14 protein-coding genes are annotated in these 13,231 nt (G+C 69.5%); 1 reads left to right on the forward strand and 13 read right to left on the reverse strand.

Annotated elements, in window-relative coordinates:
* Positions 1-95: 95 nt before the first annotated feature.
* The 5 genes from pldA to E9232_RS16345 are packed head-to-tail and all read right to left on the reverse strand — an operon-like array spanning position 96 to position 5,620.
* Complete coding sequence (pldA, locus tag E9232_RS16325; protein WP_309795435.1) at positions 96-902, reverse strand: 4-pyridoxolactonase; 807 nt, start codon at positions 900-902, stop codon at positions 96-98.
* A gap of 22 nt (positions 903-924) precedes the next feature.
* A complete protein-coding gene (locus E9232_RS16330) occupies positions 925-1,860 on the reverse strand; it encodes a putative B6 ABC transporter permease subunit 1 (RefSeq protein WP_309795437.1) in 936 nt (311 codons plus the stop codon).
* 2 nt (positions 1,861-1,862) lie between these two features.
* Positions 1,863-2,957: a putative B6 ABC transporter permease subunit 2 gene (locus tag E9232_RS16335; RefSeq protein WP_309795439.1), complete on the reverse strand. Its 1,095-nt coding sequence runs from the start codon at positions 2,955-2,957 to the stop codon at positions 1,863-1,865.
* Complete coding sequence (locus E9232_RS16340) at positions 2,954-4,519, reverse strand: putative B6 ABC transporter ATP-binding protein (RefSeq protein WP_309795442.1); 1,566 nt, start codon at positions 4,517-4,519, stop codon at positions 2,954-2,956. Before E9232_RS16340 ends, E9232_RS16335 begins: the two co-directional genes overlap by 4 nt.
* 60 nt (positions 4,520-4,579) lie before the next feature.
* A complete protein-coding gene (locus E9232_RS16345; protein WP_309795444.1) occupies positions 4,580-5,620 on the reverse strand; it encodes a putative B6 ABC transporter substrate-binding protein in 1,041 nt (346 codons plus the stop codon).
* Between the two features lie 158 nt (positions 5,621-5,778).
* Here E9232_RS16345 and E9232_RS16350 point away from each other — a divergent pair, with 158 nt between their 5' ends.
* Entirely contained in the window at positions 5,779-6,171 is a 393-nt protein-coding gene (locus tag E9232_RS16350) for a hypothetical protein (protein WP_309795446.1), read from the forward strand.
* A 1-nt stretch (position 6,172) separates the two neighbouring features.
* On the opposite strand, the gene fhmpcd1 is transcribed toward E9232_RS16350, so the two are convergent.
* The 8 genes from fhmpcd1 to E9232_RS16390 form a co-directional block, all read right to left on the reverse strand.
* The gene (gene fhmpcd1, locus E9232_RS16355) at positions 6,173-7,114 is read right to left on the reverse strand and encodes a 5-formyl-3-hydroxy-2-methylpyridine 4-carboxylate 5-dehydrogenase (RefSeq protein ID WP_309795448.1); all 942 of its coding nucleotides are present in this window, start codon (positions 7,112-7,114) and stop codon (positions 6,173-6,175) included.
* A 16-nt stretch (positions 7,115-7,130) separates the two neighbouring features.
* On the reverse strand, positions 7,131-8,138 hold the full coding sequence (locus E9232_RS16360; RefSeq protein ID WP_309795450.1) for an ABC transporter substrate-binding protein: 1,008 nt from the start codon (positions 8,136-8,138) through the stop codon (positions 7,131-7,133).
* A gap of 31 nt (positions 8,139-8,169) precedes the next feature.
* Positions 8,170-8,970, reverse strand: a complete 801-nt coding sequence (locus E9232_RS16365) for an ABC transporter permease (RefSeq protein WP_309795451.1) — start codon at positions 8,968-8,970, stop codon at positions 8,170-8,172.
* Positions 8,967-9,800 carry an ABC transporter ATP-binding protein gene (locus E9232_RS16370; protein ID WP_309795453.1) on the reverse strand — a complete coding sequence of 278 codons (834 nt, stop codon included), beginning with the start codon at positions 9,798-9,800 and terminating at the stop codon, positions 8,967-8,969. The genes E9232_RS16365 and E9232_RS16370 overlap by 4 nt, the downstream gene beginning before the upstream one ends.
* A 7-nt stretch (positions 9,801-9,807) precedes the next feature.
* On the reverse strand, positions 9,808-10,410 hold the full coding sequence (locus E9232_RS16375; protein ID WP_309795455.1) for a glutathione S-transferase family protein: 603 nt from the start codon (positions 10,408-10,410) through the stop codon (positions 9,808-9,810).
* 21 nt (positions 10,411-10,431) lie between these two features.
* The gene (locus E9232_RS16380; RefSeq protein ID WP_309795456.1) at positions 10,432-10,830 is read right to left on the reverse strand and encodes a RidA family protein; all 399 of its coding nucleotides are present in this window, start codon (positions 10,828-10,830) and stop codon (positions 10,432-10,434) included.
* Positions 10,831-10,842: 12 nt separating this feature from the next.
* Positions 10,843-11,970, reverse strand: a complete 1,128-nt coding sequence (locus E9232_RS16385; RefSeq protein ID WP_309795458.1) for an LVIVD repeat-containing protein — start codon at positions 11,968-11,970, stop codon at positions 10,843-10,845.
* Positions 11,971-12,081: 111 nt separating this feature from the next.
* On the reverse strand, positions 12,082-13,224 hold the full coding sequence (locus tag E9232_RS16390) for a cupin domain-containing protein (RefSeq protein WP_309795460.1): 1,143 nt from the start codon (positions 13,222-13,224) through the stop codon (positions 12,082-12,084).
* Positions 13,225-13,231: the final 7 nt, after the last annotated feature.

The following is a 13,231-nucleotide window of genomic DNA, read 5'->3' on the forward strand; positions in this document are numbered from 1 at the left end:
ATTGCCGGGATTGACCCGGCAATCCAGGGGCCACACAGAGCCGCTCCGGCTGCCCCTGGATCCTCGGGTCAAGCCCGAGGATGACAAGAAAAGAGCTACCCGTAGAATTTCGGGCCGGTCTGGTAATGGGCGAAGTTCTGGGCGTCGTGCGAGAACATCAGCTCCGCCTCCCGCTCCTCCGCCAGCCTGGCGAGACGGCGCATCGAGGCCACGCCCGCGACCGGATCGATGTGGAACGAGGCCTGGCACAGGGTCTCCAGGCTCTTCTGGGTGTAGGCGGCATCGATCGTGAACAGGATCGGCCGCCGGGTCTGGAACTCGACCAGCAGGCTGTAATGGCCGATGGCGTGGCCGGGGGTGAACAGCAGGTGCACGCCCCTGGCCAGCTCGACATCGCCCTCGATGGTCTCGAAGCGGGAATTGGCGTCGGTGGTGCCGGCCAGCAGCTGGTCGCCCTTGCCGCGGGCGGCGGCGGCCTCGGCCGAGAAGCTCAGATCGGAATAGCCCAGCACCTCGAAGGGCTCGGGCGTCGCCGCCTGGGCGATCTCGTCGCGGTGGCACAGCTTCTTCGCGTGCGGGAAGTACTTGTTGCCGCCGACATGGTCAAAATGGAAGTGCGAGTTGACGACGGTGCCGACGTCCCTCGGTTCAAGCCCGAGCAGCTTGAGAGCACCAGGGATGGTCTGCTCCCTGGTCTGCTGCGGCTTCTCGAAGGGCAGCACCTTCATGACGTGGTCGTGGTCGAAGCCGCTGTCGATCAGGAACCGGCCCTCGGCGTGCTCGACCAGGATGGAATAGACCGGGAAGCGGATCTCGCCGCCGGGCCCGCGGTTCCAGAAGACGTGGTAGCTGTCGAGGACGAGCGAGCCGCCGTCGAGCAGGTAGACCTTGGTGTCTGTCATGGCAGGGTTCCTCCGGAAGACATCAGCGGGCACCGCGGACATAGGGCAGGCCCAGCGCCGCGGGCAGGCTGGCGCGCCGCCCGAACAGCACCAGCACCGCCATGACGGCGGCGAAGGGCAGCATCTGGATCACGTCGGTCGGCACGTCGACGCCAGCGACCTGCAGCGCGGTGGTCAGCGACAGGCAGGCGCCGAACAGCAAGGCGCCCAGCAGCACCCAGACCGGCCTGCCTCGGGCCAACATCGCCAGCACGATGCCGATGAAGCCGGCGCCGTTGGTCATGAACGGGATGAACAGCCCGGCGCCGATATTGGCCAGGAAGGCCCCGCCGATGCCGGCCAGGGCGCCCGTCGCCAGCACTGCGGCGGTGCGGACGCCGATCACGCCGACCCCCGCGGCATCCAGCGCCGCCGGCTTGTCGCCGGCCGCCTGCAGGTCGAGCCCCAGCGCGGTGCGCCGGAACACCCAGGCGAGGAGGAAGGTGAGCCCGACCGCGTGGTAGACCACGGGGTGCCGGTCGAACAGGGCCGGGCCGATCACCGGGATCGCCGCCAGCCCCGGGATCGGCAGGGTGGCCGCGCCGTCGAGCCGCGGATAGCTCTGGGCGAACTGGAAGAAGTGGAGCAGGGCGGTCAGCCCCTCCGCCCCCAGGGTCAGGGCGATGCCGATGACGATCTGGTTGAGGCCGAGCCGGACGCACAGCAGCGCCATCAGCAGGGCGACGACCAGCCCGCCGCCGGCGCCGCCGAGGAAGCCGAGCCAGATCGACCCGCTGGAGAAGGCGGTGAGAAAGCCGAGATAGGCCCCGGCCAGCATCATGCCCTCGATGCCGACATTCAGCACCCCGGCCTTTTCCGAGATCTGTTCGCCCAAGCCCGCCAGCAGCAGCGGCACGCCGGCCGTGATCGCGCCCAGCACCAGCGAGGTCAGGAAGGCCTGGGTCAGGAGACCGTCCATGCTCAGGCCCTCATCCGGTCGCGGCGCCGGTGGTCGATGTGCTCGACCAGCGCCAGCAGGATCAGCAGGATCGCCATCACCACCAGGGTGAAGAAGTGCGGCACACCCAGCCGCCGCGCAGCACTCTCGCCGCCGATCGACAGCACCGAGAACAGGAAGACGTAGGCGATGCTAGCGAAGCCGTTGAACCGGGCCAGGAACACCAGCGGGATCACCGCCAGGCCGTAGGCCGGGTTCCAGTCGGCACGGACATTGCCCTGCACGCCGATGATGTCGACCGCCCCGGCCATTGCCGCCAGCCCGGCCGAAATGGCGAAGACGGCGACGGTCAGCCGCGGCACCGGCAGCCCGGCATGGACCGCGGCGCGGCTGTTGGCGCCGACCACCCGCAGCTTCAGCCCGAAGGCGGTGCGGGTCATCATCAGATGCACCAGCACCACGGCGGCAATGCCGAGCAGCAGGCCGCCGCTGATCGTGGTGCCGAACAGCCGCGGCAGGCGGTCGTCCACCGCCAGGGTCCGGGTCTGCGGCACGGTGGTCGCCGGGTCGCGGAACGCCAGCTTGACCAGCACATTGGCGAAGGAGGTGCCGAGGAAGGTCATCATCAGCGTGGTGATGATCTCGTTCACCCCCTGATAGGCGCGCAGCAGCGCCGGCAGCAGTGACCAGGCCGCGCCGACCGCGGCGGCCAGCACCAGGCACAGCGGCAGGGCGACCCAGCCCGGCAGCATCCCGGCCAGGGCCGGCCCGGCCGCGGCGACGATGACGGCGGCCAGCAGGAACTGGCCGTCGATGCCGAGGTTCCAGATGCCCGCCCGGAAGGCCACGATCAGCCCGGCCGCCAGGAACAGCAGCGGCGCCATCCGCGACAGCGATTCCTGCAGCCCGAGCCAGGACAGCAGGCCGCGCTGCAGCACCAGCCCGTAATAGGCCAGGGGGTCGGCGCCCGCCGCCAGCAGCACGCCGCCCGACAGCAGCAGCGCCGCCAGGATCGGGCCCAGCGTGACCAGCGCCCAATGCAGCGCGGCGCCGGCCATGCCGGGGGTGGCCGGCGGCTTCTGCACGGGGGCGGTGTCGTTCACCGTGTCCGCCATCATGACGCGGTTCCGATCATCAGCTCGCCCACCCGGCGTCGGGCCCGGTCGTCATTGGCGACGGTGCCGGCGATGCGGCCGCCCGACATCACCGCGATCCGGTCGGCGAGTTCCAGCAGCTCCTCCAGGTCGGTCGAGATCAGGATGGTGGCGACCCCGGCATCGGCGGCGTCGCGGATCCGGCGCCGCGTGGCGACGATGTTCTGCACGTCCAGGCCGTGGGTCGGCTTGCTGTAGATCACCACCCGCGCGGTGCCCGACAGCTCGCGCGCCAGCAGAACCTTCTGGATGTTGCCGCCGGACAGCCGCCCGACCGGCGTCCGGATGCCCGGCGTGCGCACGTCGAAGGCGGCGACCAGGGCCTTTGCATGGCGGTCGATCGCCGCCGGCTGTTCCAGCCCGCGCGACCAGAACGGGGCGTCGCCGATCTGCTTCAGCAGCAGGTTCAGGCTGACCGGGAAGGCGCCGACCGTGCCTTCGCCCAGCCGGTCGTCGGTGACATAGCGCAGGCCCAGCCGGCGCCGGCCGCCGACATCCAGCCGGTCGAGCGGATGGCCGTCCAGCAGCACCGTGCCGCCGCTGGCCGGCCGCTGCCCCGCCAGCGCCTCGGCCAGCTGCTTCTGGCCGTTGCCGTCGATCCCGGCGATGCCCAGGATCTCGCCCGGCGCCACCTCCAGCGCGATGTCGGCCACATCGGCGGCGCCCTGGCCGGGCACGCTGAGGTCGCGGACCACCAGCAGCGGGGCGGCGGCCAGGGCGGTGCGCCGCCCCGCGCCGTCGACGGCCTTCGGCTCGCCGGTCGCGGTGGCGCCGAACATCAGCTGCACGATCTCGGCCGTCGCTTCGTGCTCACCGAGGCTCCGCAGCCGCTCGGGCGGGATCTCGCCGACCTTGCGGCCGAGGCGCAGGATCGAGATGCGGTCGCCGAAGTCGAACGCCTCCTTCAGCTTGTGGGTGATGAAGACGACGGCGATGCCGCGCCCGGCCAGCCGCCGCATCAGCGCGCCCAGCTCCTCCACCCCTTTCGGCGTCAGCATCGAGGTGGCCTCGTCCAGGATCAGCACCCGGCTGCCGCGCAGCAGCGCGCGCACGATCTCGACCTGCTGCTGCTCGCCCAGCGACAGCTCGCCGGTGACGGCCTGCGGATCGATCGACAGGCCCAGCGCTTCGGCCGTGCGCGTCAGCTCGGCAGCCAGCCGGGCGCGGTCGGGCCGCTGCCACCAGCGCAGGCCGAGGGCCAGATTGTCCGCCACGGTCAGGGTCGGGGCCAGCATGACATGCTGGAACACCGTGCCGATGCCGAGATCCAGGGCGCGGCGGGGCGACGCGATCGCCTGCTCGCGCCCGTCGACCAGGATGGCGCCGTCGTCGGGCTGCAGCAGCCCGGACAGCATCGCGATCAGGGTCGATTTGCCGGCCCCGTTCTCGCCCAGCAGCACATGCACCTCGCCGGGCCGGATCGCCAGGTCGACCTGGTCGTTGGCGACGATGCCGGGGAAGCGCTTGGTGATGCCGCGCAGCGCGATGATCGGCGCGCCGGCTTCCGGGTGCGGTGATGCGGTCATGGGTCCATCGCTCCGCGCCCCGCCGGGCCATCCCGGCGGGGCGCCACTGTCCTGGCGAACCTACTGCGCCGCCGCCGACACGTCCGACATCAGCGCCCGCACCGCAGCCGCGTCCCAGACCGGCTCGACCTTGATCTTGCCGCTGACGATGTCGGCGCGGATTGCCTGCAGCTGGGTCCAGACGTCGTCGGGAATGGCCTTGGTCTTCAGCAGCTGGACCGAATTGTCGGCCAGCCCGATGGCATAGTGCTTGGTGCCGAAGCTGCCGGCCTTGAGGTCCTCGATCATCGCCCCATAGACCGGGGTGATGTCCCAGACCACCGACGACAGCAGATTTCCCTTGTCGATGCTGGACTTGTCGCCGATCACGTCGATGAAATAGACCTTGCCGCCATCGGTCGCCTTGCTGGTCTCGACCGCCTGGATCATGCCGAAGCTCGACCCGTTGCCCTGGCCGAAGACGATGTCGGCGCCGGCCGCGATCACCGATTCCGTCACCCGCTTGCCGCCCGCCGCATCGCTGTACGCGGCGGGGCCGATCACGGCATAGCGGATCTTCACCGCCGGCTTCTCCGCCTTGACTCCCTGGGCGAAGGCGGCGGATTGCGAGTTCCACGACGGCGGTTCGCCCGACACGACGATGCCGACCGTGCCGGTGCGGGTCATCTTCGCCGCCAGCCGGCCGGCGAGATAGGCGCCCTGATGGCCGCTCAGCGTGTAGTCGGCGATCAGGCCCGGCTTCAGCAGGTCCGGCCGGTCGACGATCGCCACCGGCACGCCGGTCTCGGCCGCGATCTCGGGGGCCGAGGTGTTGTAGCCGCTGGCATGGGCGATCAGCAGGCTGGCCCCGTCGGCCGCCAGCTCGCGCATGGTCGGCCGCACGTCGCCATAGCCCAGGCCTTCGGCCACGGTGACCTTCACCCCCGCCTTCTCGCCGGCGGCCTTGGCCGCGGTGACGCCCTGCTGGTTCCAGCCGAAATCGGTGCCCTGCTCCGGCGTCAGGATGGCGATGCTCTTGACCTCTCCGGCCAAGCTCGCGGTGGACGCCAGCGCCAGCATCAGCGCGCCGAGGCTGGCCTTAATCATTGCGGTCTTCATCATGGCTCGATTCCCTGTTTGTTGTTTGAGTTTGCTTTTTTCTTTATTATTGTTTGCTTAGGATATTGCAGATTATTCCTTATTGGTTATTGTGGCTATCATTTCCTCGCGAAGAAAAGGTCGGCCCGATGGCGCGGTTCCGTTCTGGCGTTCTTCCGTTGGTGGCGCTGGTGCTTGCGGTCCAGTCGGCGCTTGCCGCAGGGCATGGGCCGGACGGGCTGGTCGAGAGGACATTCCGGGCGGCGAACCGCGGCGAAGGCCGGATCGCCTGCGGCGCCGCCATCGCCCATTGGTACTCGGTCGACCTCGGGCAGGCCGGGCCGGGCGGCACGGTCGGCACCCAGCTCTGGTTCGATCCGGCCGGCGGCACGGTGTACCTGCTCAACGACAAGCAGGATCGGCTGCCGGTCGAAACGCTGTGGTGCGGCGTGGCCGGCCGCAGCTGGGCGACCCGCAGCCTGGTCGACCTGCCCCGGCACGCCGGCCCGGCCGGGACCGCGCCGGAGATCGCGGTGGAGTGCGCGCCGGCCGGGGACCGGCTGGTCTGTCGCTGAGTCATCCGTCGCGCCCTTCCAGGATCCGCCGCACCGCGACCAGGCGCCGGGCCCGTTCGGCCTGCAGCGCCGCGATCTGGTCGGGAGTGTAGGGGAAGATGCCCTCGCCGCTCTTGATCCCCAGCTTCCCGGCCCGGGTCCGCTCGGTGACATAGCCCGCCACGTCGCGGCGCGCCGACAGGTCGGCGTTCAGGAAGCCCGCCACCGACTGGTAGATGTCGAGGCCGGCCATGTCGAGCAGCCGCATCGGGCCGACCACGCTCAGCTTGTAGCCGATGCCCCAGGACACGCAGGTGTCCAGCCCCTCCTCGTCGATCACCCCCTGATCGACCAGGTCGATCGCCTCGCGCAGCAGGGCATAGAGGATGCGGTTCTCGACGAAGCCGGGCACGTCCTTCTTCACCACCACCGGCAGCAGCTTCAGCGACCGGACCAGATCGGTGATGAAGGCCACGGTGGCCGGGGCGGTCTTCTCGCCGGCGATCACCTCGATCATCGGGATGATGTGCGGCGGGTTCGACCAATGCATGCCGACCAGCCGCTCCGGATGCGACAGGAAACCCTGCAGCGTGGTGATCGGGATGCCGGAGGTGTCGGAGGCGACGATGGTCCCGGCCGGCAGCAGCGGGTCGAGCGCACGGTAGACCGCGGCCTTGACCTCGACCTTCTCCGGAACGTTCTCGATCACCAGCCCGGCGCCGGCGACGGCCCCGGCCAGGTCGTCGTGGAAGCTGACGGCGCCCTCACCGGTTGTCGGCGGGGCGACGCCCAGCCGGTCCAGGACCGCGGCCGCCTGCGGCACCGCCGCGCGGGCGCGCTCGACCGCGGCCGGCGACAGGTCGTGCGCCCGCACCGGCATGCCGCCGCGGGCGAGGGTCGCAATGATACCCGGCCCCATCGTGCCGAGGCCGATCACGGCGACCGTAAGCGTTCCGTCCGGCATCGTTCGTCCCCCCCGCTCAGGGCTTCAGATAGGCGTCGGTGAAGGCGGCGTCTGCCGCGACCGTGCCCTTCAGCGCGCCCTGGTCGGTCAGCACCTTGATCGTGTTGGCCCACTTGTCCTTGGTCATCCAGCCCAGGCCGTTGGCCTTGGTGTCGGCGTCGGCGAAGGTGTGGTCGATGTCAGCCTGCAGCTGCGCCGCCAGCACATCCGCCTTGCCGGCATAGCCGGGCGCCGCCTTGGCGGTGATCGCCGCGGCCTCCTTCGGATGCTCGGCGGTGAATTGGAAGGCCTTGAGATAGGCGGCGACGAAGCGCTTCACCACGTCCGGCTTGTCCTTGATCATGGCCTCGGAGGTGAACAGGCCGGAGCCGTAGACATCATAGCCGTAATCGGCGCCGAGGATGATGCTGAGCGAGCCCGGCCCGCCGGCCTTGGCCTCCAGCTCCGGCACCTCCGCGTCGATGTAGCCGGGCACCGCGTCGACCCGGCCGAGCAGGAGATAGCTTTCATAGGGCGGCGACACGCTGCTCATCTTCATGTCGGCCTCGGTCAGGCCGTTGGCGGCCAGGAAGGATTTGTAGAAGATATAGGTCGATCCGGCCGGGTGGATGCCGATGTTCAGCCCCCTGATGTCGGCAGGTGTCTTCAGTTGGTGGCTCTTGGCCAGGGCGATCATGCCGATGGGCGAGCGCTGGTTGACCGCCGCCAGCGCCACCACCGGCACGTTCTGCGACCGGGCCACCGCCAGGGTGGGCAGGTCACCGAAGCCGAATTCGGCGTTGCCGTTCGCCACCAGCCGCATGGCGTCGGGCGACCCCGTGCCCTTGCGGATCTCGGTGACCTCGATTCCGTTCTCGGCGAAGTAGCCCTTCTCCTTGGCCACGAAGAACATGGCGTGGTTGCCGCGCACCACCCAGTCCAGCTGGACGCTGACCTGGTCGGCGGCAGAGGCCAGGCCCGGGGCCGCCAGGATCGCCGCCGTCGTCAGCCCCGCCAGCGCCTTACAGACCGATCTCCTCAACATCTCGTGCCTCCCGCGGCATTGTCTCGTTGGTTCAGGCGGCTTGCAGCGCCGGATCGAATTTCGGCGCCCAGGGCACCACCAGCCGTTCCAGCACTTCCATCGCGTAGTAGAAGACGACCCCGACCACCGAGACGACCAGCAGTGCCGCGAACACCATCGGGGTGTCGAGCTGGGTCGAGGCGAACTGGATCAGGTAACCCAGCCCGGCAGAGGCGCCGGCGAATTCGCCGACGATGGCGCCGATGACGCTGAAGGTGACCGCGATCTTCAGCCCGGCCATCAGCTGCGGCAGGGCGTAGGGGATCTGGATGCGCAGCAGGATCGTGGTCCGGCTGGCGCCGACCGACCGCATCAGCGACAGCAGGCCCGGCTCCGCCGCCTCCAGCCCGGCCAGCATCGACAGCGTCACCGGGAAGAAGGCGATCACCAGGATCAGGCCGACCTTGGGCGCCAGATCGTAGCCGAACCACAGGATGAAGATCGGTGCCAGCGCCACCTTCGGCACGGTCTGGAACAGCACGATCAGCGGGTACAGCGCCCGGCCGAACAGCCGGAAGCGGGCGATGACCATGGCCAGGGCGATGCCGACGGCGGCCGCGACCAGGAAGCCGACCAGGATCTCGATCGCGGTCACCTGCGTGGCCTCGAGCAGCGGCCCGGCCTCGCGCAGCAGCGTCGCGCCGATCGCCGAGGGCGTGGGCAGGATGTAGCTGGAGACGTCGAAGATCCGGATCGCCGCCTCCCAGGCCGCGATGGCGGCCACCAGCAGCACGGCGGAGGGCAGCCAGCCGCCGGCCAGGCCCTGCCGGGACGCGAGACGGGTGTCGCTCATGATCTCCCCCGCGTGGCATGACTCTGGATCAGCAGGGACCGCAGCCGGCTCTCCATCGCGGCAAAGCGTGGATCGGCATAGCTCGCCTCGCCGCGCGGATAGGGCAGGGGGATCTCGATGCTGTCGATGATCCGGCCCGGCCCGACGCCCATGACATGGACATGGCGCGACAGCAGCACCGCCTCGTCGATCGAATGGGTGACCAGCACGATGGTCTTGCCGGTGCGCTCCCAGATCTCCAGCAGCGACCGGCTCATCTCCTCCCGCGTGATCGCGTCCAGCGCGCCGAAGGGCTCGTCCATCAGCAGGATGTCGGGCTCCAGGGTCAGCGCCCTTGCGATGGCGACGCGCTGGCGCATCCCGCCGGACAGCTGGTTGGGCCGCTTGGCCGCGGCATCCTCCAGCCCGACCAGCTTCAGCATGGCCCGGGCGCGGTCCCGCACCTCGGCCCGCGACAGGGTCTTGTCCGCCACCTCGCGCAGCAGCGCCGCATTGTCGAGCGCGTTCTTCCACGGCAGCAGGTTCGCGTCCTGGAACACCAGGCCGATGATGCGGCGCCGCACCGCCTCTTCCGGCGCCAGCCCGGCGACCCGGACCCGGCCCTCCGACGGCCGCACCAGCCCGGCCAGGACCTTGAGCAGGGTGCTCTTGCCGCAGCCGGACGGCCCGATCAGGCAGACGAAGGATCCCCGCGGCACGCTCAGGCTCACATCCCGCAGCACCTGCTGCCGGACGCCGAGGATATCGAACGTCACCGACACCGCCTCGACCGCGATCTGGGCGGTGGCGTCGGGCAGCGGTGCTGGCTCCTTCAGTCTCGCCACGGGCATGGTCCGGTCATCCCCCCGTCACCGTCCGGAACGCCGGCCGGGCGTCGAGGGCCGCCATCCAGCGGTCCAGGTTGGCGCAGGCCGGCCGTTCGATCGGGAAGCCCAGGCAGCGTTTCAGGACCGGGCCCAGTGCGATGTCGGCGATGGTCAGCCGGCCCAGCGCGAACCACTCCCGCCCGGCCAGGTGCCGGTCGGCGATCGCCAGCAGCTCGGCGAGATCCTTCGCCTGGGCGGCGAAATCGGCGCCGCGCTCCTCCGGCGCCTTCTTGGCGTCCTTGAACACGGCGACATAGGGGGTGTTGACGCTGGCCAGCAGCCAGTCCATCCAGCGTTCGACCTCGGTCTTCTCCGCCGGGGTGGCGCCGGTCAGCGCCGGGCGGTGCAGCGCCGCGAGGTAGCGCAGGATGGTGTTCGACTCCCAGATCACGGTGTCGCCGTCGACCAGGGTCGGCACCTTGGCGTTCGGATTCAGCGCCCGGTATTCATCGGTCTGGGTGTTGCCGAACTGGCGGCCGTAATCCTCGCGCTCATGGGCGATGCCGAGCTCTTCCAGCAGCCACAGCACCTTCTGGACATTGCCGGAGGTGTGCCGGCCGAGCAGTCTGATCATTCCTCGTCTCCCTGTCCCGCCTCAGCCCTTGACCGGGCGATAGGCGATGGCGTCCATCTCGACCTTGGTGTTGATCACGGCGCGGGCCTCGACCGTGGTCCGGGCCAGCACCGCATCCTTGAAGTATTCGGCGAAAACCTTGTTGTAGCGGCCGAAGTCCCTGACATCCTCGAGATAGGTCGTGACCCGCACGACGTCTGCCAGGGTGGCGCCGTCCTCCGCCAGCACCCGCTGGATCGTCTGGATCGTCGCCCGCGTCTCGTCCTCGATGGTGCCGTGGACCATGTTGCCCTCGGCATCCTTGCCGACCTGGCCGGAGACGAAGATGAAGTCGCCAGCCCGCACCGCCGGGTGGAACGGCAGGTTGGGATTCTTGCGCCCGATGGCGTAGCGCTGTGCGGCGTCTGCGGTGTCGGACAAGGCGGGTCCCTTTCAGAAGGCGCTGGTTTCGATGATGTCGACGCCGTTGATGCGGTCGATCAGGTAGATCAGGCCGCGATCGTCGATGGTGACGTCGTTCGACGACGCCCGGTCCTCGCCGGCTGGCGGATCTGGCAGGAAATGGCCGACCTCGCGCGGCGCGAAGGGGTCGGCGATGTCGACCAGCCGCAGCCCCTGGGCGAACCAGGCGAAGGGAATGACGGTGCCGCTGAACCGTTCCGACGGCTGGTGGCAGCCGGTCATCGGCGGCTGCGGCGACCCGTCCGGGTCGAGGCCCGGCACCTGGAAGGTCGCGATCGGCAGCGGCTGCCGCTCCTCGGTGATGTCGTAGATCCAGGTGAAGGCCGGGGGCGACGGGCGCAGCTTCGCCACATCCTCGTCGGCCACCACCATGATCTTGCGGCCTTTCAGCAGCTGGGGCATCGGCAGGCAGGTGTGGGTCGGGTGCGGGAAGGCGGGGCTCGAATTCAGCTGCGAGATCAGCTTCGGCCGGGCCATGTCGGCGATGTCGAGGATGAACAGCCCATGGTGCCAGTAGCTGACATAGAGGCGGTCGCCCGCCCGGATCGGGTGGTGGCAGCGCGGCGACACCCCGCCGGCCCAGGGGTATTCCTCGCCGCCCCCGGTCCATTGGCCGGGGATCCACCAGCGCCCGACCTCGACCGGCCGGGCTGGGTCGATCAGGTCGAGGATCATGACGATGTTGCCGACATAGCCCTCGGCGGTCGGCGAGATATAGGCGTAGCGCCCGTCGAAATCGTAGCGATGGACGCCGCGGCCGGCGGTCATCCATTTCGAGATCAGCCGGGGCGCGCTGGGCCGGGACACATCGTATATTGCGATGCCCCCGCCGAATTCGGCCGGGCCGTTCTGGCCCAGCTTCTCGTGGTTGACGATCATGATGTCGCCCGCCACCCGCACCTTGTGCGAATGCCAGCCCTCCGGCAGCTCCAGCCGCGCGATCACCCGGGGATGGCGCGGGTCGGCAACGTCGACGATGGTCGTGCCGCTGGGCGACCGCATATGGCCGATATACAGAGTCGTCCCCTCGACCCAGACCTGGCCGCCGCCGGGGCAGTCGATATGCGAGAGCAGCGTCGTGTTGAGGGAATTCGGCACTTCGGACCTCGGGTCGGTCGGGTGCGCGCCGACGATCCGCCCCGGCCTGCGGTGGCGGGCGGGGCAGCGTCGGGCGGGACGGTCGGATCCGGCTTGCGCCGGACCCGGCCGTCAGATCATGCGGACCACGTCGCCGCTGGCGTCGCGGCCCCATTTGCGGAACAGGCTGAACGCCTTCAGCGCCGGCTCGTCGCTGGCGACGAACAGGATTGCGGGTTCGGTCTCCGACCCGTTCACATGCTCGCACCACGACCCGCCGGGCACCGCCAGCGTGTCGAATTCGGTCCAGTCGAAGCGCTTGCCGTCGACCATGGAATGGCCGCTGCCCTGGAACGGCGCCACCAGCAGGCTGGCTGTCTGGCGCAAGGGCCGCGTGCGCTCGCCCGGCCGCAGCATCTGGGCGAAGAAGGTGATGGTCTTGAACACCGGCCCGCCGGTCAGCGGATCGACATACTCGATCATCAGCGCCTCGTACGGGTCGCCGTCCCAGTCCTTAAACCGCTCCAGCGCCTCGCGCATCGCGTCCCAGCGGTAGACATACATCGGCGACGACAGGCCGGAGCCGCGATGATGGTCGAGGAAGCGGGGCCGCAGCCCGCCGGCGCCGTAGACGCGGGCGGAATAGTCGCTGGGGAAGCGGGCGCTCTGCACCTTCTTGGCGACGCCGCTCTCGGCATAGTCATGCTCGAAATAGACCGCGCTCAGGGTCTCGACCAGCGGCAGGTCGAGGACCGACAGGTTGACCGCCGGTTCATCGCCCGTGTTGCCGTGATTGTGCCAGGCGTCGATCGGCGTCAGCACCATGTCGCCCGGGCCGAAGGTGATGTCCTCGCCCTCGACCCCGGTGAAGTTGCTCTTGCCGGTCAGGCCGAAGCGGATCGCGCTGGGGGAATGCCGGTGCGGCGGCATCACCTCGTTCGGGTCGTTCAGGCGATACGCCGTGTACATGGTGCTGACCGTCGCCCGCCGCGGCGACAGGCCGGGATTGACCAGGATCAGCGACCGCCGCTCGGAATCGTCCATGTGGATCAGCTCGGCGGAGCGCTGCAGGATCGGCGCGATGTCCTTGTCGTAGCTCCACAGGAAGGGCAGGGCCTTCTGCGTGCCCATCAGCTGCTTGATCTCGTCATGGGCGACGTCGACCGAGCTGGCCCAGAACGGGAACATGTTCTTGTTGAAGACGTCGTCGTAGAGCGCCTTCAGGGCGGCATCGCGATTGGACGCCCCCGGCACCGCGGCGCGTGTGTCCGTCATGTCGCAC

The organism is Inquilinus ginsengisoli (genome assembly GCF_031453975.1).
Taxonomy (GTDB): domain Bacteria; phylum Pseudomonadota; class Alphaproteobacteria; order DSM-16000; family Inquilinaceae; genus Inquilinus; species Inquilinus ginsengisoli_A.

Coding starts and splice junctions, on each gene's coding strand:
- E9232_RS16360 (WP_309795450.1), bottom strand. CDS start 8,138: ATGTTGAGGAGATCGGTCTGTAAGGCGCTGGCGGGGCTGACGACGGCG.
- E9232_RS16375 (WP_309795455.1), bottom strand. CDS start 10,410: ATGATCAGACTGCTCGGCCGGCACACCTCCGGCAATGTCCAGAAGGTG.
- E9232_RS16370 (WP_309795453.1), bottom strand. CDS start 9,800: ATGCCCGTGGCGAGACTGAAGGAGCCAGCACCGCTGCCCGACGCCACC.
- E9232_RS16365 (WP_309795451.1), bottom strand. CDS start 8,970: ATGAGCGACACCCGTCTCGCGTCCCGGCAGGGCCTGGCCGGCGGCTGG.
- E9232_RS16345 (WP_309795444.1), bottom strand. CDS start 5,620: ATGATGAAGACCGCAATGATTAAGGCCAGCCTCGGCGCGCTGATGCTG.
- E9232_RS16335 (WP_309795439.1), bottom strand. CDS start 2,957: ATGATGGCGGACACGGTGAACGACACCGCCCCCGTGCAGAAGCCGCCG.
- pldA (WP_309795435.1), bottom strand. CDS start 902: ATGACAGACACCAAGGTCTACCTGCTCGACGGCGGCTCGCTCGTCCTC.
- fhmpcd1 (WP_309795448.1), bottom strand. CDS start 7,114: ATGCCGGACGGAACGCTTACGGTCGCCGTGATCGGCCTCGGCACGATG.
- E9232_RS16340 (WP_309795442.1), bottom strand. CDS start 4,519: ATGACCGCATCACCGCACCCGGAAGCCGGCGCGCCGATCATCGCGCTG.
- E9232_RS16390 (WP_309795460.1), bottom strand. CDS start 13,224: ATGACGGACACACGCGCCGCGGTGCCGGGGGCGTCCAATCGCGATGCC.
- E9232_RS16330 (WP_309795437.1), bottom strand. CDS start 1,860: ATGGACGGTCTCCTGACCCAGGCCTTCCTGACCTCGCTGGTGCTGGGC.